The 19185-nt window shown below is 52.5% G+C and carries 19 protein-coding genes; 18 read left to right on the top strand and 1 reads right to left on the bottom strand.

The window, feature by feature from the left end; translation table 11 throughout:
- The first annotated feature begins 20 nt into the window (after window positions 1-20).
- The 18 genes from GALF_RS08970 (at window position 21) to GALF_RS08885 (ending at window position 18452) form a co-directional block, all read left to right on the top strand.
- On the top strand, window positions 21-1799 hold the full coding sequence (locus GALF_RS08970) for a GspE/PulE family protein (protein WP_013293743.1): 1779 nt from the start codon (window positions 21-23) through the stop codon (window positions 1797-1799).
- A 191-nt stretch (window positions 1800-1990) separates the two neighbouring features.
- A complete protein-coding gene (gene rpsB, locus GALF_RS08965; RefSeq protein WP_013293742.1) occupies window positions 1991-2719 on the top strand; it encodes a 30S ribosomal protein S2 in 729 nt (242 codons plus the stop codon).
- Between the two features lie 72 nt (window positions 2720-2791).
- Window positions 2792-3691, top strand: coding sequence for a translation elongation factor Ts (tsf, locus tag GALF_RS08960; protein ID WP_013293741.1), 900 nt, complete (start codon window positions 2792-2794; stop codon window positions 3689-3691).
- Window positions 3692-3696: 5 nt separating this feature from the next.
- A complete protein-coding gene (gene pyrH, locus GALF_RS08955; protein WP_013293740.1) occupies window positions 3697-4416 on the top strand; it encodes a UMP kinase in 720 nt (239 codons plus the stop codon).
- A 62-nt stretch (window positions 4417-4478) separates the two neighbouring features.
- Entirely contained in the window at window positions 4479-5000 is a 522-nt protein-coding gene (gene frr, locus GALF_RS08950; RefSeq protein WP_223293759.1) for a ribosome recycling factor, read from the top strand.
- Window positions 5000-5785, top strand: coding sequence for an isoprenyl transferase (locus GALF_RS08945; RefSeq protein WP_013293738.1), 786 nt, complete (start codon window positions 5000-5002; stop codon window positions 5783-5785). Before frr ends, GALF_RS08945 begins: the two co-directional genes overlap by 1 nt.
- Window positions 5778-6590 (top strand): phosphatidate cytidylyltransferase, encoded by an 813-nt coding sequence (locus tag GALF_RS08940; protein WP_013293737.1) that lies wholly within the window; start codon window positions 5778-5780, stop codon window positions 6588-6590. The genes GALF_RS08945 and GALF_RS08940 overlap by 8 nt, the downstream gene beginning before the upstream one ends.
- Window position 6591: 1 nt before the next feature.
- Window positions 6592-7773 (top strand): 1-deoxy-D-xylulose-5-phosphate reductoisomerase, encoded by a 1182-nt coding sequence (ispC, locus tag GALF_RS08935; RefSeq protein ID WP_013293736.1) that lies wholly within the window; start codon window positions 6592-6594, stop codon window positions 7771-7773.
- Window positions 7770-9125 carry an RIP metalloprotease RseP gene (rseP, locus tag GALF_RS08930; protein WP_013293735.1) on the top strand — a complete coding sequence of 452 codons (1356 nt, stop codon included), beginning with the start codon at window positions 7770-7772 and terminating at the stop codon, window positions 9123-9125. Before ispC ends, rseP begins: the two co-directional genes overlap by 4 nt.
- A gap of 6 nt (window positions 9126-9131) precedes the next feature.
- Window positions 9132-11405: an outer membrane protein assembly factor BamA gene (gene bamA / locus GALF_RS08925; protein ID WP_013293734.1), complete on the top strand. Its 2274-nt coding sequence runs from the start codon at window positions 9132-9134 to the stop codon at window positions 11403-11405.
- A 50-nt stretch (window positions 11406-11455) separates the two neighbouring features.
- The gene (locus GALF_RS08920) at window positions 11456-11971 is read left to right on the top strand and encodes an OmpH family outer membrane protein (RefSeq protein ID WP_013293733.1); all 516 of its coding nucleotides are present in this window, start codon (window positions 11456-11458) and stop codon (window positions 11969-11971) included.
- 8 nt (window positions 11972-11979) lie between these two features.
- The gene (gene lpxD / locus GALF_RS08915; RefSeq protein WP_013293732.1) at window positions 11980-13029 is read left to right on the top strand and encodes a UDP-3-O-(3-hydroxymyristoyl)glucosamine N-acyltransferase; all 1050 of its coding nucleotides are present in this window, start codon (window positions 11980-11982) and stop codon (window positions 13027-13029) included.
- On the top strand, window positions 13026-13496 hold the full coding sequence (fabZ, locus tag GALF_RS08910) for a 3-hydroxyacyl-ACP dehydratase FabZ (protein WP_013293731.1): 471 nt from the start codon (window positions 13026-13028) through the stop codon (window positions 13494-13496). Before lpxD ends, fabZ begins: the two co-directional genes overlap by 4 nt.
- Window positions 13496-14272, top strand: a complete 777-nt coding sequence (lpxA, locus tag GALF_RS08905) for an acyl-ACP--UDP-N-acetylglucosamine O-acyltransferase (RefSeq protein WP_013293730.1) — start codon at window positions 13496-13498, stop codon at window positions 14270-14272. Before fabZ ends, lpxA begins: the two co-directional genes overlap by 1 nt.
- Before the next feature lie 6 nt (window positions 14273-14278).
- Window positions 14279-15433: a lipid-A-disaccharide synthase gene (gene lpxB, locus GALF_RS08900; RefSeq protein ID WP_013293729.1), complete on the top strand. Its 1155-nt coding sequence runs from the start codon at window positions 14279-14281 to the stop codon at window positions 15431-15433.
- Window positions 15433-16047 (top strand): ribonuclease HII, encoded by a 615-nt coding sequence (rnhB, locus tag GALF_RS08895; RefSeq protein WP_013293728.1) that lies wholly within the window; start codon window positions 15433-15435, stop codon window positions 16045-16047. The genes lpxB and rnhB overlap by 1 nt, the downstream gene beginning before the upstream one ends.
- 74 nt (window positions 16048-16121) lie before the next feature.
- Window positions 16122-17786, top strand: coding sequence for a response regulator (locus GALF_RS08890; RefSeq protein ID WP_013293727.1), 1665 nt, complete (start codon window positions 16122-16124; stop codon window positions 17784-17786).
- Window positions 17787-18452: a sensor histidine kinase gene (locus GALF_RS08885; RefSeq protein ID WP_013293726.1), complete on the top strand. Its 666-nt coding sequence runs from the start codon at window positions 17787-17789 to the stop codon at window positions 18450-18452.
- A 25-nt stretch (window positions 18453-18477) separates the two neighbouring features.
- Here GALF_RS08885 and cheZ read toward each other — a convergent pair whose 3' ends face one another.
- Window positions 18478-19170, bottom strand: coding sequence for a protein phosphatase CheZ (gene cheZ, locus GALF_RS08880; protein WP_013293725.1), 693 nt, complete (start codon window positions 19168-19170; stop codon window positions 18478-18480).
- Between the last annotated feature and the right edge of the window lie 15 nt (window positions 19171-19185).

Raw genomic sequence — 19185 nt, 5'->3', positions numbered from 1 at the left:
TTTAAGGTGTGGGGTGAACGATGAGTAAAGAAGTGAGGCCGCTCGAGGCAAGGTTGACGCTCGTTCAGTTGTTGGGCTGGCTTGCACAGGATGGCGTGATCCTGGCGGCGGATGCTGAGCTTCTTGCGGGCAATCGCAAGGGGGAGCACGGCCTGTATCCGCTGGTTCTGATCGCGGAGCAAAAGTGGCTCAGCCGGACATTGCCTGCGAGGCTTTTGACGGTCGAGTATCTGACCGAGTGGCTGGCGGCGCGCACAGGCATGGCGTATTTTCATATCGATCCTTTGCAGTTGAACTTTGGCAGCGTCGCCAATGTGGTTTCAAAATCCTATGCCGAGCGGCTTAAAATTATGCCAGTGAAGGTCGGGGAGGGCGAGGTGGTGATTGCAACCTCCGAGCCGTTTGTGACCGACTGGGTGGCAGAGCTGGAACGCATCCTGAATCTAAAGATTACCCGGGTGCTGGCAAGCCCGCTCGATATCAACCGCTATTTGCCGGAAATCTACAGTCTTGCCAATTCGGTTCAGCAGGCGAGTAGGGCTCGCGCCGGGCAGGCGGTCGGCGTGCAAAATTTTGAGCAGCTGGTCGAGCTCGGTAAAAACAAGAATCTCGACGCAAACGAACAGCATGTTGTGACCTTGGTCGACTGGCTGTTCAAATACGCCTTCGAGCAGCGCGCCAGCGATATCCATCTTGAGCCGCGCCGCGACATTGGCATCGTACGTTTTCGTATCGACGGCGTGCTGCATCAGGTTTATCAGTTGCCAGTCAGTGTCAATAACGCGATTACCAATCGCATCAAACTGTTGGGGCGCATGGATATGGTGGAGAAGCGTCGCCCACAGGATGGACGCATCAAGACGGTGAGCGCCTCGGGCGATGAAATCGAGTTGCGACTGTCAACGATGCCCACCGCCTTTGGCGAGAAGTTGGTGATGCGGATTTTTGATCCGGAAATTCTGGTGAAAAGTTTTGCCGATCTGGGATTTTCGCGGGGGCAGACGGCGCTGTGGGATCAATGGACGGCCCAGCCTTGTGGCATCATTCTGGTGACGGGGCCGACCGGATCGGGAAAGACGACGACCCTGTATTCAACGCTCAAGCAGTTGGCGACACCGGAAGTCAATGTCTGCACCGTGGAAGATCCGATCGAGATGATCGAGCCTGCCTTCAATCAGATGCAGGTGCAGCAAAATATTGGTTTGAATTTTGCCACTGGCGTGCGCACGTTGTTGCGGCAGGATCCCGATATTATTATGGTCGGCGAAATTCGCGACGCGGAAACGGCCGAAATGGCGATACAGGCTGCACTGACGGGGCATCTGGTGTTGTCGTCGCTGCATACCGGGGATGCGCCCTCCGCCATCATGCGTCTGCACGAACTGGGGGTGCCGTCCTATCTGCTCAATTCCACGTTGTTGGGGGTAATGGCGCAGCGTCTGGTGCGCACGCTGTGTCCGCATTGCAAGGCGGCGGGTAAAATAAACACCGATGAATGGCAGGAGTTGGTGCGTCCGTGGCAGGCGCCCGTGCCGCCCAGTGTCAGTGTGGCGACCGGCTGTCTGGAGTGTCGCATGACCGGCTATCGCGGGCGCACGGGGATTTATGAAATGCTGCCGTTCAGTGTGGACATGCAAAGGCTGGTGTCAGGCGTTGCCGATTTGGCGGCGATCAAGGCGCTGGCAATCAAGGAAGGTATGAAGCCCTTGCGGCTCTCGGGTGCCGAAAAAGTGGCCGCAGGTCTGACGACTTTGGCTGAGGTGGTCAAGGTGGCGCCACCGTTTGAATCGAGTTTTTGATTGATAAGCGTGTTGAGCCGGATGGTAAATTGGTGGTAGAATGCGTGTTGCATCGGAATTGGCCGGTGCAAATTTCCCGCTCGCACAAGTTGGGGTGCTCGTAGGAAGCGGTAAAAATCGTAAGGTTTTTGCGGTTTTCGTAAGAGTCAGGCTGGCGAGTGGTAGTTTTAACCCTTACGTTAGGAATAAACATGGCTGTAACAATGCGTCAAATGCTGGATGCTGGTGTTCACTTTGGTCACCAAACTCGTTTCTGGAATCCTAAGATGGCTCCGTTCATCTTCGGTCACCGCAATCGTATTCACATCATCAACCTGGAAAAATCCGTAGCCCTGTTTGCAGAAGCAGAAAGCTATGTGCGCAAATTGTCCGCGAAAAAGGGCACTGTCCTGTTCGTCGCGACTAAGCGTCAGGCACGTGAAATTTTGCAAGAAGAAGCTGTTCGTGCAAATTCACCGTTCGTAAATCACCGCTGGTTGGGTGGTATGCTCACCAATTACAAGACCGTTCAGCAATCGATCAAGCGTCTGCGCGAACTCGAAGCGATCACCGCTGAAGGCGCTGAAGGCGTTTCCAAGAAAGAAGCGCTGGTTATGGCGCGCGAACTGGAAAAGCTCAATCGCAGTCTGGGCGGTATCAAGGATATGCCTAATCTGCCGGATGCAATTTTCGTCATCGACGTGGGCTATCAAAAGGGCGCAATCGTTGAAGCCAAGAAGTTGGGTATCCCTGTTATCGGTATCGTTGATACCAATAACTCACCGATCGGTGTGGATTTCGTGATCCCTGGTAACGACGATTCGACTCAGGCAATTCGTTTGTACGCACGCGGTATCGCTGACGCGGTATTGGAAGGTCGCGCACAGGCCTTGAATGAATTGGTTCAGCAAGTAGCTGAAGAGCCAGAACAAGTAGCCTAAGTTTTCTTTAGGCGTTGAAAGGGGCGCAAGCCCCTTTTTTTGTAAGTTTTTTAAGAATTTTTGGAGTTAGTTATGGCAGAAATTACTGCAAGTATGGTTAAGGAATTGCGCGAAGCCACCGGCCTCGGCATGATGGAATGTAAAAAAGCGTTGGTTGAAGCGAACGGTGATTTCAAGGTGGCTGAAGAGCAGATGCGCATCAAGAGCGGTGCGAAGGCCAGCAAGGCTTCTTCACGTGTAACAGCTGAAGGCGTGGTAAGTGCCTTTATCGCTGCGGATGCCAAGTCGGGTGCGGTTGCTGAAGTGAATTGCGAGACTGACTTTGTTGCTAAGAACGATGACTTTGTTGCCTTTGCAAAGAATGTTGCCGAAACGGTTGCAAAGCATAATCCTGCCGATATCGCTGCGTTGTCCGAACTCACGATTGCCAACGGAACCGATACGGTTGAAGAAACCCGCAAGGCGCTGGTAATGAAATTGGGCGAAAATCTGACCGTTCGTCGTATCGAGCGTTACGAAACGACTACTGGCACATTGGCAAGCTATCTGCACGGTAGCAAGATCGGTGTTCTGCTGAATTTCACCGGCGGCGATGAAACTTTGGGTCGTGATATCTGCATGCACATCGCAGCTTCTAAACCTAAATCGGTCGATAGTTCAGGTGTTAATCCTGCGGATATCGAAACTGAACGCCGCATTGCGATCGAAAAAGCACGTGAAGCCGGCAAGGCTGAAGCGATGCTGGAAAAAATCGCTGAAGGTACTGTGCAGAAATTCCTGAGGGAAGTAACGCTGTTGGGGCAGGTTTTCGTTAAGGCTGAAGACGGCAAGCAAACCATCGAGCAACTGTTGAAGGCGCGTGGCGCTTCGGTGTCTGCATTCCAGATGTTTGTGGTCGGTGAAGGCATCGAGAAGAAGGTAGAAGACTACGCGGCAGAAGTTGCTGCAACCATCGCAGCTGCACAAGGATAATTGCCATGAGCGCACCCGTTTATAAACGTATTCTGTTAAAACTTTCCGGCGAAGCCCTGATGGGCGACGACAGTTATGGTATCAATCGCACGGTCATCGAGCGCATCGTTGCCGAGATAGCAGAAGTCGTGGCGATGGGTGTGCAAGTGGCGATGGTCATCGGCGGCGGCAATATCTTTCGCGGTGTGGCGCCTGCCGCAGCGGGAATGGACAGGGCTACCGCCGACTACATGGGGATGCTGGCCACGGTGATGAACTCAATGGCGCTGCAGGATGCGATGAATCGCGCGGGGCTCGATTGCCGCGTGCAGTCAGCGCTGAACCTGGAGCAAGTCGCTGAGCCTTTCATTCGCGGCAAGGCCCTGCGTTATTTGGAAGAAGGCAAGGTCGTCATTTTTGCGGCAGGTATCGGTAGTCCGTTTTTTACCACCGATACGGCTGCAGCTTTGCGCGGCGTGGAAATGAGTGCCGAAGTGGTGATCAAGGCCACCAAGGTGGACGGGATTTATACCGCAGATCCTAAAAAGGATCCGCACGCGGTTCGCTATCAGAGCCTGAGCTTTGATGAGGCGATCAGCAAAAATTTACAGGTGATGGATGCCACTGCGCTGACTTTGTGCCGTGACCAGAAATTGCCTATCATCGTATTTAGCATCTTCAAAGCGGGCGCGTTAAAACGCGTGGTGTTCGGCGAAGGTGAAGGTACGCTGGTGCGTGTTGAGTAGTACTCTCGCAAATACAGGAGAAAGTTGTGATTACTGAAATCAGAAAAGATGCCGAAGCCAGAATGCGCAAGTCGCTGGACGCCTTGCGCGCGGATTTAGGCAAGGTTCGTACCGGTCGCGCACATACAGGTCTGTTGGACCACGTGATGGTGGATTATTACGGCAGTCCGACACTGGTGACGCAGGTGGCCAACATCACGCTGGTCGATGCGCGCACCATCGGTGTGCAGCCTTATGAGAAAAGCATGGTGGGCAAGGTTGAGCGCGCGATCCGCGATGCGGATCTGGGGCTCAATCCCGCAACGAACGGCGAACTGATTCGTGTACCGATGCCGATGCTCACCGAAGAGCGTCGTCGCGATATGATCAAACTGGTCAAGTCAGAAGGCGAAGATGCGAAAATTGCGGTGCGTAATATCCGTCGCGATGCCAATGGCTCTCTAAAGGATTTGCTCAAGAAAAAAGAAATTTCCGAAGACGATGAGCGTCGCGTTCAGGATGATATTCAGAAACTGACCGACCGTTTTGTCTCTGAAATTGACCAGATGCTGGCCGCTAAAGAAGTCGATTTGATGGCAGTGTAATGGCCATTTTGCCCAGTTCCACGCGTGCTATTCCGGATGTGGCTCGTGTGCCGCGTCATATTGCCATCATCATGGATGGTAATGGGCGCTGGGCGAAGCAACGCTTCATGCCGCGCATCATGGGGCATCAGCGCGGCGTGGAATCCTTGCGCGCGGCGGTGCGCGCCTGCCGCGATCTGGGCGTACAATATCTGACCGTTTTTGCCTTCAGCAGTGAGAACTGGCGTCGTCCGGTTGATGAAGTCTCCTTTTTGATGTCGCTGTTCCTGAAAATGCTGGAGCGCGAAGTTGCCAGCCTGCACAAAAACAATATCCGTCTGAAAATCATCGGAGACCGCAGCCGTTTTGATGAAAAGCTGCAAAATACGATGTCGCATGCAGAGTCGCTCACGGCCGGTAACACGGGTTTGACGCTGACCATTGCGGCTAATTACGGCGGACGCTGGGATATGATGGCCGCCGTGCAGCGTTTGCTGAGCGTTCATCCTGAACTTGCGACTTCGTTTACTGAGGATGATCTGCAGCCTTATCTGTCTATGGGGGATGCGCCTGAGCCGGATCTCTTTATTCGTACCGGTGGCGAGATGCGCATCAGCAATTTCATGTTGTGGCAGTTAGCTTATACGGAGTTGTATTTCACCGATACCCTGTGGCCGGTTTTCGATCGGAAAGAACTGGAAAAAGCCATTGCTTCGTATCAAAATCGCGAACGGCGTTTTGGTCGCACCAGTGAGCAACTGGTGGGCGTCCCTGTGCAATCGAATGAAGGAGAGTCGCGTGCTTAAATCCAGAATCATTACTGCCGTCATTCTCCTGCTGTTGCTGTTGGGCGTGCTTTTTACCTTGCCGGTTGCGTGGTGGTCGGCTTTGGTCGTACTGCTTGTGATGCAGGGGACGATTGAGTGGTCGAAATTGGCTAAATTACAGATTATGGGCGCCTATGTCAATGCGGGCCTGACCTTGGCGGCCATGCTGGCTTTACTCTGGTTTGACGCAAATTATAGCGAGCCCGACCGCCTGTTTGTTCATTTGATGATCTATGCCGTTTCCGCATTGTTGTGGTTAATCATCGTGCCGACTTGGATGATCGCATCCTGGCGCATCGAGAGCCCGGTATTGATGGCGGTAGTGGGGTGGGCGCTTTTGATTCCGACGGGGCTTGCGATGCTCGATTTGCACGCCGTGAGTCCCTGGGTCTTGCTGTTGCTGATGGCGCTGGTGTGGGTCGCTGACATCGGGGCCTATTTTTCAGGTCGCAGGTTTGGCAAAAATAAACTGGCGCCCAGCATTAGTCCCGGAAAAACCTGGGAAGGGGTGGCAGGCGCTATGTTCGCTGTGACGATTTATGTGCTGATCGTCTGGTATATCTTCCCGTTCGCCATGCTGCCTATAATTTTGCTGGCGGCCTGGTGGTGGGTGGGACTGGCCGTGATTGGCGATTTGTTTGAATCAGCGATCAAGCGTCAGGCTGGAGTCAAAGACAGCGGAACCCTGCTGCCGGGGCACGGCGGGCTGCTCGATCGTATCGATGCATTGACTTCGACGCTGCCGCTGGCTGCGATGGTGATTCTGTTGGGGCAGTTTAGTTAATATGCAAAACATTACGGTATTAGGTTCAACCGGCAGTATCGGCACCAGTACACTGGATGTGGTGGCGCGTCACCCCGATAAGTACCGGATTACGGCTTTAACGGCTCATCGTCAGATTGACCTGTTGTTTCGCCAGTGCATGCAGTTCAAACCCCGCTTTGCCGTGCTGCTCGATGAGAATTCCGCTGCGCAGTTGCGTGCGCTGCTCTGTGATGCTGGACTTGCGACCGAGGTGTTGTGCGGCGTGGATGCGTTAGAACAAGTGTGCGTGTTGCCGGAAGTCGATGCGGTGATGGCGGCGATTGTCGGCGCGGCAGGCTTGCGGCCTACACTGGCTGCGGCAAAAGCCGGCAAAAAAATTCTGCTGGCCAACAAGGAAACGCTGGTGCTGGCGGGCAATGTGTTTATGGACGCCGTTCGCATCAGCGGGTCGGCCTTGCTGCCGATCGACAGCGAACACAACGCAATTTTTCAGGCCTTGCCGCGCAATTACAGCGGCAATATGGCTGATCATGGCGTGCGACGCATCCTGCTCACCGCATCCGGCGGGCCGTTCCGCAATACGCCGTTATCTGAATTGCAAAATGTCACCCCGGATCAGGCTTGCGCGCATCCCAACTGGACGATGGGTCGTAAAATTTCAGTTGATTCGGCCAGCATGATGAACAAAGGTCTGGAAGTCATTGAAGCGCACTGGCTGTTTAATGCCAGCGCTGATGATATTCAGGTTGTTATCCACCCGCAGAGCGTGATTCATTCACTGGTTGAATACATCGACGGCTCGGTGATCGCGCAGTTGGGGAACCCTGATATGCGCACGCCGATTGCCTATGGCCTGGCCTATCCTGAACGCATCGATTCAGGCGTGGCACCGCTCGATTTGTTCAAGGTAGCCACGTTAAGTTTTGACGAGCCTGACTTTGAGCGCTTTCCTTGTCTGGCGTTAGCCTATCAGGCGCTGCGCACCGCAGGGACGGCACCTGCCGTGCTCAATGCGGCAAATGAAATCGCGGTTGCCGCCTTTTTAGATCATAAAATTTCTTTTTTATCGATACCGCGTGTGATTAATGAGGTGCTCAATCGCTTGCCTGTTAATGTCGTAACGGTCATTGACGATGTGCTGGATGCAGATCTGGCGGCGCGTCGCGCCGCAGAGAACGTCATTTCAACTTTAGTTAAATGATTACGCTGTTATCCTTCGCGGCAGCCATCGCGCTGCTGGTGGTATTTCATGAGTACGGTCATTACTGGGTTGCCCGGCGCTGCGGGGTCAAGGTGCTGCGATTTTCGCTGGGGTTCGGCCCCGTCTTGTACCGCAAGCGTTTTGCCGGTTCCGATACGGAATGGGTGTTGTCAGTGATCCCGCTAGGCGGTTACGTTAAGATGCTTGACGAGCGTGAGGGGGAAGTGCTGCCCGGTGAACTGGACAGGGCTTTCAATCGCAAACCCGTTTTGCAGCGCATGGCGATCGTCGTGGCAGGCCCGGTTGCTAATTTGTTGCTGGCGGTTTTTTTGTATTGGATTTTGTTCGTGCACGGCGTGCCGGGTTTGAAGCCGGTGCTAGGTGAAGTCGTGCAGGGGACGCCCGCTGCCAATGCACAGATGATGGTCGGTGAGACGATCATCCGTATCAACGACGAGCCCATTCCAAGCTGGCAGGAGTTGCGTTGGACGCTTTTGACGCTGGCCCTGCAAAAAGGCGAGGTTGCCGTTGAGGCGCAAACAGCCAGCGGAACCACGGTGCGGCATACCTTGAGTTTGAGCAGTCTCGACGCGCACGACTTAGAGGGCGAGTTTCTCGATAAACTGGGGCTGCATTTAAATCAACCGGCTGTTATGCCGGTCATCGGAAAATTGACTGCCGACGGCATCGCTAAACTGGCGGGCTTGCAGGAATCGGACCTTGTTTTGCGTGCTGACGGAAAAACGCTCGCCAGTTGGAGTGCCCTCGTCGATATTATCCGCACGCATCCCGGTCAGTCTGTTGCGCTTGAAATCCAGCGTGCGGGAAGCGTGCAGACGATTTCGCTGACGCCGCAATCCGTTTTAGAATCAGGCAGAATGGTTGGAAAAATCGGCGCTGCGCCTCGTGTCGATCCTGCGGTAATTGCGGCGATGTTCACCGAGGTGAGCTACGGTCCGGTTGATGCGATCGGACAGTCGCTGAAGAAGACATGGGATACCGCTGCTATCAGTTTGAAAATGCTGGGGAAAATGTTATTGGGCGAAGTGTCCATGAAGAATATCAGCGGGCCGATTTCAATCGCAGATTATGCCGGGCAGTCGGCCCACATGGGGCTGACCGCTTATCTGGGATTTTTGGCGCTGATCAGCATTAGCTTAGGGGTGTTGAATTTACTGCCTGTTCCCTTATTGGATGGCGGGCACTTGCTGTATTATGTCGCTGAATTGATCAAAGGCAGTCCGGTTTCCGAGCAGGCCTGGGAAATCGGTCAGAAGATCGGCATTGCATTACTGGGTACCTTGATGGTTTTTGCCATCTATAATGATATTAATCGCCTCATCTCAGGTTAGTACTAAATGAACAAGACAAAACTGGCAGGAATTCTTTCATTGTTGTTTGCAGCGCCCGCATGGGCGATTAGCCCCTTTACGGTTACCGATATTCGCGTCGAAGGCATACAGCGCACAGAAGCGGGGACTGTATTTAGCTACCTTCCCGTCAAAGTCGGCGAGGTCATGAACGACGAACAGGCCGCTGTCGCGATACGCGCCCTGTATGGCACCGGATTTTTCAAGGATGTACGCCTTGAAGTTGAACAGGGCGTGCTGATCGTACTGGTCAAAGAGCGGCCGTCGATTGCCAGTATTCAGGTGAATGGCGTCAAAGACTTTTCCAAAGATCAACTCAAAGACAACATGAAGTATGCAGGCTTAGCTGAAGCGCGCATCTTTGATAAAGGCGCGCTGGATAAGGCAGTGCAGGACTTGAAGCGCCAGTATGTGGCGCGCGGAAAATACGGCGTGAGCGTGAATGCCAAGGTAACGGAATTGGAACGCAACCGCGTCGGCGTTGTGTTTGACGTGGTCGAAGGAGAAATTTCCAAGATCAAACAGATCAACATCGTCGGAAATAAGGCTTATTCTGAAGCAGATCTGCTCGATTTGATGAAACTTAGCACACCCGACTGGATGAGCTGGATGAGCAAGAACGATCAGTACTCGAAGCAGAAGTTGTCTGCCGATATGGAGTCGATGCGTTCGTTCTACATGGACAGCGGTTTTTTGGAATTCAATATCAATTCCACGCAGATTTCCATTACGCCCGATAAGAAGGATATCTATATCACCATCAATGTCACTGAGGGTGAAAAGTACACGATTTCTAAAGTCGCCGTTTCCGGAAATACGCTGGTTGCTAAGGAAGAGATCGAAAAACTCGTTCAGGTAAAACCGAACGATGCGTTTTCTCGTAAGGCGTTGTCTGAAACCAGTAAGCTGGTTGGTGAACGTCTGGCGGCGGAGGGGTATGCTTTTGCCAACGTTAATGCGATTCCCGATCTGAATAAGGAAAAGCATGAGGTCGCGTTCAATTTTGTAGTGGATCCCGGGCAGCGCGTGTATATCCGCCGCATTAATATCGCGGGCAATACCAAGACGCGCGATGAAGTCATTCGCCGTGAATTCCGTCAGGTTGAAGGTGCCTGGTTTGACGTGACTAAAATTAAAAAATCCAAACAACGCGTTGACCGGTTGAATTTCTTCTCCGAAGTGAATGTTGAAACGCCCGCCGTACAGGGGACTTCTGATCAAATGGATGTGAATGCCTCCGTCAAGGAAAAATCGACGGGTAGTTTTACGGTCGGTGCGGGTATCAGTCAGGGAGAAGGTCTGGTGCTCTCGGGGGGCGTAACGCAGGCAAACTTGTTTGGTAGCGGTAATATGCTCTCAACCCAGTTAAATACCAGCAAGATCAACAAGAACATTTCGGTGTCGTATACCAATCCGTATTATACGGACGAAGGTGTGAGTCGCGGTTTCGATATCTATCAGCGCAACACCAATGCGACCAATACAATCATGAGTCGATATACCTCTGCTACAACCGGCGGTGGCGTGCGCTTCGGGATCCCTATCAGCGAGGATCAAAGTATCTCATTCGGGTTATCTGCTGAAAAATCTACGATTGGTTTGACCGCCCTGAGTCCGTTGTCCTATCAAAATTATGTGACGACCTTCGGCAGTACCAACACAACGGTGCTAGGCACATTAGGCTGGGGGCGCGATAGTCGTGACAGCGCAATCTACACCACTGAAGGTACGGTGCAACGCGCGTATGCAGAGGTTGCTTTGCCGGTGATGGATATGCGCTATTACAAGGTCAATTATGATCAACAGTGGTATTACCCGATTTCATCGGACTTTACCTTGATGCTCAATGGCATGGCCGGCGCAGGTCGGGGGTACGGTGGCAAGCAAATGCCGTTCTTCAAGAATTTCTACGCGGGCGGTAGCGGTTCGGTGCGCGGTTATGAAGCCAACTCGCTAGGACCGCGTGATGCCAATAATTTTTCACTGGGCGGTCAGCGTCGCGTTGCAGCAAGCATGGAAATTATGGCGCCTATTCCGGGTATCAAGGATAAATCGGTTCGTTTGAGCGGCTTTGTCGATGGCGGGGCCGTCTATGGTACCGGTACGCTGCCGGGCAGTGTCGGGATGCGTTATTCGTATGGTGCTGCGGTCACTTGGTTGTCACCGATGGGACCAATGAAATTCAGTTATGGTTTGCCGTTGAATAAACAGGCTGTTGATAAGTTGCAGGCCTTCCAGTTTACTTTGGGTACCATGTTTTAGACGTGTCTGTTCGACTGCCTGTACCGGATAAATATAAAAAGGAACTCACGATGGATACGAAAATGATTAAGTTGGCGTTTATTGCAGCATTGCTGGCTGCAGGTTCTGCTATGGCAGGAGATTTTAAGGTGGGTGTGGTCGATACGGAGCGCGTATTACGCGAATCAGCCCCCGCGGTGAAGGCCGAGAAGAAAATCGAAAAAGAATTTTCCGGACGAGATCAGGAAATCAAGAAAACGATGAGGCAGGCCAAAGATTTGCAGGTGCTGCTGGAAAAGGACGCGAGTACGCTGCCTGAGGCCGACCGGCGCAATAAGGAGCGCGAACTCAATGCGCTTAACGTCAATTTGCAACGCATGCAGCGCGAATTTCGCGAGGATTTGAGTTTGCGCAAAAATGAAGAGTTAGCCGTGGTGCTGGAACGTGCCAATAAGGCCATTCAAATGATTGCCGAAACAGAAAAATTTGATTTGATTTTGCAAGAAGCGGTTTATCGCAATCCTAAGATCGATATTACCGATAAGGTCATCAAAAATCTTGCATCGGACAAAACAGACAACAAGTAACCGATAGCATGGCTTATACATTAGCTCAGATTGCGCAGCAATTAGGCGGGTGCCTGTTCGGTGATGGCGAGGTGCTCATCGATCAAATTTCCACGCTGGAGCGGGCCACGGCCGGTCAGATCAGTTTTCTTACCAACAGTAAATATCATGCGCAGTTAGCGAATACCGGTGCGTCAGCGGTCATACTTGGCGAGGCGGATGCGGATGCGACCGATTTGCCGCGCATTATTTCTGAAAATCCTTATGCCTATTTTGCCCGCGTCTCCGCCTTGCTCAATCCCTCTACTGAGATCAAGCCGGGGGTGCATCCGGCTGCCGTCGTCAGCGAGGGCGCGCAGATAGATCCCTCCGCCTGTATTTGCGCGACGGCGGTGATCGGCGCGGGCGCTGTGATCGGTGCGCATACCCTGATTGGCGAGGGATGCAGCATCGGAGAAAACGTTGTGATTGGTTGTCATGTCAGGCTGTATCCCCGTGTCGTGATTTACCACGATTGTGTGATCGGCGACAATTTGATCGCGCATTCCGGTGTGGTGATCGGCTCCGATGGGTTTGGCATCGCGATGGACGAGGGGCGCTGGCTGAAGATTCCGCAAATCGGTAGGGTCGTGATCGGTCGCGATGTGGAAATCGGTGCGAATACCACCATTGATCGTGGTGCCCTGGACGATACGGTGATCGAAGACGGCGTGAAGCTGGATAACCAGATTCAGATCGCGCATAACGTGCGCATCGGTGCGCATACCGCGATTGCAGGTTGTGTGGGAATTGCCGGCAGTACCACGATCGGCAAGTACTGTCAGATCGGTGGCAGTGCGGGTATCCTCGGACATTTGAAAATCGCGGATCGTGTGGTGATTTCTTCATTTACCCTGATTGGAAAATCCATCCGCGAAGCGGGCTCTTATGCCGCGATTTATCCCTTTGCCAAGACGGACGACTGGCGCAAAAATGCGGTTCATCTGCGTCATCTGGATGAAATGGCGAAACGCTTGAAAACACTGGAGCAAGAGATGTGCTTGCTAAAACAAGAATCACAGAAAGGTAATACAGAATGAGTACTCAGTCCGAGAAGGCCGGCCACGCGATGGACATTCATGCAATTCTTGAAAGCTTGCCGCACCGTTATCCTTTTTTATTGGTTGATCGCGTGTTGTCGGTCGAGCCGGGTAAAAATATCGTTGCGCTGAAAAATGTCACGATCAACGAGCCGTTTTTTCCGGGGCATTATCCGCACCACCCGGTTATGCCCGGTGTGCTGATTATTGAGGCGATGGCACAGGTTGCTGCTTTGCTGTCTTTTCAGAGCATGGAAAAAAAACCGGATGAAAACACAGTGTATTACTTTGCCGGTATCGACGGCGCGCGCTTTAAACGTCCTGTCACCCCGGGTGATCAGCTCATTTTTAAGGTGGAATTGACCCGCAGCATGCGCGGAGTGTACAAATTTAAAGCCATCGCTGAAGTCGACGGGCAGTTGGCGGCTGAGGCTGAACTAATGTGCACGGTTAAGACGGTGGCTTGATGACTCAGTCGAAAATACATCCAAGCGCTATTGTTCATCCGGGTGCGCGTCTTGCCCCTGACGTTGAAGTCGGTGCATACTCGCTGATCGGTGAACATGTCACCATCGGTGCCGGTACGGTGGTAGGTCCCCATGTGGTCATCAACGGTCATACGACGATCGGTGAGCATAACCATATTTTTCAATTTTGTTCGCTAGGCGAAGTGCCGCAAGACAAAAAATATGCAGGTGAGCCGACCAGACTGGAAATCGGCGATCACAATACCATCCGGGAATTCTGTACTTTCAATCTCGGTACTGCTCAGGATGGCGGCGTGACGCGCGTTGGAAATCACAACTGGATTATGGCTTACGTGCATTTGGCGCATGACTGTCAGGTCGGTAATCACACGATTTTTGCCAACAATGCACAGCTTGCAGGTCATGTTGAGGTCGCGGACTATGCGATTCTGGGCGGTTTTACCGTTGTGCATCAGTTTGTTCGTATCGGCGCGCACATCATCACCGGCATGGGCACGATTCTGCTCCAGGATGTGCCGCCCTTTGTGCTGGTTTCCGGCAATCCGAGTGCGCCGCACGGTATTAATTCCGAAGGCCTTAAACGACGCGGTTTTTCAAGTGCGTCGATTATGGCCATCAAGCGAGCTTACAAGGTCTTGTATAAGTCAGGTTTAAGTCTGCTCGAGGCACAGACTGCCATCGCAAAAATGGATCAGGCCGAGTTGCAGCCTCTGGTCGATTTTCTGGCGAGTACTCAGCGCGGCATCGTTCGGTAGTCGGGTATGATTCAGAAAAAACTTGTCATCGGTATCGTCGCAGGCGAGGCCTCAGGTGACCTGCTCGCAAGCCATTTGATGGTGGCCCTTAAACTGGCTCGTCCGGATATCGAGTTTGTCGGTATTGGCGGGCCTAAAATGCAGTCTGCAGGTATGCAAGTTTTGTTTCCGATGGAAAAACTCGCGGTATTCGGCTATGTCGAAGTATTGCGCCATTATCGTGAAATTACCGGTATCCGGGCTAAGTTGCGCGCGTACTTTCTGGCACATCGTCCGGCTTTGTTCATTGGTATTGATGCGCCTGACTTCAACCTTGATCTGGAACAGGCGCTCAAAGGACACGACATTCCAACCGTGCACTATGTCAGTCCTTCTATTTGGGCGTGGCGCGGCGAGCGCATCAAAAAAATCAAGCGGGCCGTGACGCACATGCTGGCACTCTTTCCGCATGAGCCAAAACTGTACCGGGATGCCGGAATTTCTGTGGATTATGTCGGCCATCCTTTAGCGGATATGTTGCCCGATTCGCCCAATCGAGACCGGATGCGGGAGTCGATGCGCCTTCCGCTGTCAGCGAGGGTATTTGCTTTTCTGCCCGGTAGCCGTCAGTCTGAGGTGAAACAACTGGCTCGTTTGTATATCGAAACGGCTAAGCTGATCTTGCAGCAGGAGCCGGAAGCGCGCTTTCTGGTGCCGCTGATTAGTCGCGAAACGCGGACTATTTTTGAGCAGGCTATTTACGATTGCGATGCGGAAGACTTGCCATTTGTGCTGTTGTTCGGCCATGCGCAGGACGCTATGATTGCGGCCGATATTGTGCTGGTGGCCTCAGGCACTGCAACGCTCGAATGCGCCCTGCTCAAACGCCCCATGGTGATTACTTATCGTTTGAATCCGATGACCTGGCGGATGATGAAGCGTAAAAGCTACCTGCCTTACTTCGGCTTGCCCAATATTTTGTTCGGGCGCTTTGTCGTGCCCGAACTAATACAGGACGATGCAACTCCTGAAAATCTCGCACAGGCGTTGCTCAACTTGCTGAACGATAAGGATGCTATCGCGCAGCTGGAAGGTGTTTTTTCTGAGCTGCATGCCACGCTGCGCCAGAATACCAGTGAGAAAGCCGCCGCTGCAATCCTGCCCTATCTCCCCGCAGTCTGATGCCGCTCTTCAGCTCAGGCGAGATGGCGTTAAATGATGAAAAATTCACACTGATCTGTGGTGTGGATGAGGCGGGGCGAGGGCCGTTGGCCGGACCCGTGAGCGCGGCGGCGGTAATTCTTGACCCGAATAATCCCATCCCCGGCCTGAATGATTCGAAAAAACTTAGCGAAAAACAGCGTGAAAAATTAGCGTCGCTGATCCGCGAATGCGCGCTGGCCTGGGCCGTGGCCTATGCAACAGTGGAGGAAATTGACCGGCTCAACATCCTGCAGGCGACGCTGCTTGCGATGAGGCGTGCAGTGCAGGCCTTGCAGGTTCAGCCGCAGCTTGTATTAGTCGACGGTTTGTACTGCCCTGATACGGGGATTGCCAGTGAGGCGATTGTTAAGGGTGACAGCAAGGTCGCCGCCATTTCTGCTGCGTCCATACTGGCAAAAACAGATCGAGATGCACTGATGTTGCAGCTCGATGAGCAGTATCCGCACTATGGATTCGCACTGCATAAGGGCTATCCAACCGCCGCGCATCTTGCCGCTTTGCAGGCGCACGGCGTCAGTGTTGTTCATCGCAGGAGTTTCAAGCCAGTCCGCGTGCTGATTGAGCGCGACTGAACATATAAAGGGTCAGCAGACTCATCTGATCAAGGCTAGAATACCAAACTCACATTTTCCGGAGTTCGACTGCTTTGGCTACTATCCTCCCTCAGGGCGCGAGCATTTTCGACAAGCATGTAGAAAACGAATACATTCGTTTCGATAAATTGTCTGCACTGGTCATCGATGACATTAGTTCGATGCGACATGCGATACGCACGCAATTACAGTCGATCGGAATGAATTCTGTTGGTGTGGCAGTCAATGCACATGAAGCCTTGGAGTTGATCGGGCTGAATACCTATGATGTGATCTTGTGCGATTACAACTTGAATAAGTCGAGCTCCGGCCAGCACTTCTTAGAATATCTGCGCAACGAAAATATTCTCAGTGCTACCACGTTGTTTATCATGCTAACCGCTGAAACGGAATACAGTTTTGTGGCCAATGCGGTTGAATTTATCCCAGACGACTATTTGCTCAAACCCTGTTCTGAGGCGAAGTTGCGTTCACGACTGGAACGTCTGATAGACCGGCGCACTTATCTAATGCGGGTGCTCAAAGCGATGGATATCCGTCGCTACGATGTGGCGATCCATGAGTGTAATAAGTTGCTCGCAACGGCCGCAGACGACCGGCGCAGGATGGATGTGTTGCGGCGCAAGGCTGAAGCTCAGTTAAAACTAGAAGAATATACCGCGGTGCTCGATACCTATGCGCGGGCCGCAACCATCCGGGCGGATACCCCGTGGATACTGCTGGGCATGGCACGTGCGCATTACGCGCTCGGCGATTCTGCGCAGGCGTCCACTCTCGCCAGTGAACTGATCGATAAAAATAAGAGTTATGTCGCAGCTTATGAGCTGCTGGCAAAAATTCGCCTGGAAGCAGACGACGAAGAGGGTGCTTTTGATCTGCTCTTACGCTCCTCCGCAATTTTGCCCAGTGCAAAGCGACTCCGTTCTGTAGCGCAAGCGGCCTTTTTGTTAGGGAGGCTTGACGAAGCCAAAGCGAACGCGGAGGCGGCAATTCAGTTGTCTACAGGTTCGATGGTCGAGAGGTCGGGGGACTACCTGTCGCTTGCTCAGACGCTGGTGGATATGGGAGACCATAAGTCGGCCATGCTCACGCTGGAGAAAAATGCCCGCAAACATGGCGATGAAGGGATATTCGGTGTGGCAAAGGGCGCCATACTCGCCCAGGCTTATTTCGATGCCGGTGAACGCGAAAAGGCAAAAAAATTGATGGATCGTTCGATTTCCCTGCTGGCCAGCCGTAAAAACAGCTTTGTGATGACGGCATTGGGGAAAGCCGCGCTTAAGGTGGGTGACGTCATTCTAGGTTTGAAGTTATTAACCAAGGCCATTCAGTGCAGCGGTAAGGATGAAATGCGCATCGCGCGATACGTCAAAAAATCCATGGTAGACACTGGGCAAAAAGACAAGGTGGAGGATGTCATCGATGGCGGACGCAAGCGGATTTTACTGCTGCTCGATGAGGCAACTAAGCTGATGCGAACTGCGCATTTCGAGGAGGCTAATCAAATGGTTGTTGAGGCACTCGATATTCAGGAAGAAAATATTGAAACGCTGATGACGGCAGCGCAGTTACATTTGTTGTGGTTAAAGCACGGGGGGCTGGATGACAAGATTATGGCACGCGCCAAGAACTATTTGTCGATGCTGGATAAACTCGTGCCAAACAATCAGAAGGTGATGAATTTCTATCGATTTTTTAATGAGATTGCGAGCAAATAAATGGAAAAAACCTTGTCTGCACTGGTTGTTCATGACATTAAAAATGCCTTGGCCTTGCTGGAAATCGATCTTGAGCAATTGATACACCGCGAGAATGCGCCGACTGAAGGGCTCCGGGCGTATCGGCGCTGTGTCGATTTGAAGAGCCGCCTGATCAGTTTCTTAACGCTTTATAAGCATGACCAATCGGGGCTACAACCGCTGAGGCAGGAAGTCGTTTTGCTCGAATTCATCGAAGATTTGGTTCGCAACAGTCAATCCGGCATGGCGGCAGAAAGTCACCACGGTCACAAAATTACCGTGAGCATTGATTACGAGAAGATGAAGATGGGCAGCATGGCGACAGCGTGGCTGGATGAGAATCTGGTGGAGTTGGCGATGGAGTCCGCAATCAATAATGCGATTCGTTATACGCATCACCGGGTTGGCGTATGGGTTGAGCAAACCCCGGACGCGCTGATTTTAAACGTGCAGGACGATGGCGTCGGGGTAGGTGTCGTCGGTGAACTCGTACAGCGTAATGTTCCTGATCAGTCATCCTCGACAGGGCTGGGATTGGCTTTATGCAAGGCGGTGGCTGAAGCGCATGGCGGTGGAGAGGTACGACTGGGTAATGTCGCAGGGGGGGGGGCGCTGTTTTCAATGACGTTGCGCTCTACTTCATGAGCATGCGCCGCTTGGAGCATATTTTTTAGAATCCTAAGCTTTCTAGTAGATCGTCCACCTGATCCTGATTAGTCACCACATTGTGGTTGTTCTGGTTAATCACAGGGCCGTTTTCCAGGCTGCTGTCGGGTTCTGAACTGCCTTCTATAGGCGAATTTTCCAGTAACAGACCGAGCAATTGTCGTTCCATGTTTTGTGTCAAATCGATAATTTTTTTGATGACTTGACCTGTTAAATCCTGAAAGTCCTGCGCCATCATAATTTCTATCAGATAACCATTGGCCGTGCGGGTTTTGTCCGGCAGGGTTTGCAGAAAGCCTTTATTGCGCATGACCAATGTTTTGAATTCATGAGGGCTTAATTTTCCTGCCAGCAGCAGATCCCATTGCTGATCCAGTTGTTGTGATTCTGCCTCCAGATTTTGCACCAGGGGTTGTACAGCCTCCGTGGCATTGAGCACCCGTTCGGCGGCTTGCTGTGTGAGTGTTGCTACATAATTCAAGCGGTCGCGGGCATCGGGAATTGAGGAGGCAACCTGTTCGATGTGTGTGTTTAAACCCAACTCCCGCAGCGTGTCGTGCAAGGTTCGGGTGATTTGTCCCAGCTGATTAATCAAACGGGTAGGCGCGGCCTCGGCCGGTTCGATAACGGCAGGCTTGTTATTCGCCAGTATGCTTTCAAACAGCAATTCAAGATCTTCGTCGTTCGATTCGTTCATGTTTGTTATGCCCGC

This window comes from Gallionella capsiferriformans ES-2, assembly GCF_000145255.1.
Classification (GTDB): domain Bacteria; phylum Pseudomonadota; class Gammaproteobacteria; order Burkholderiales; family Gallionellaceae; genus Gallionella; species Gallionella capsiferriformans.
The sequence above is the reverse complement of the archived record's forward strand: the minus strand, read 5'-3'. Positions and strand labels throughout refer to the sequence as shown.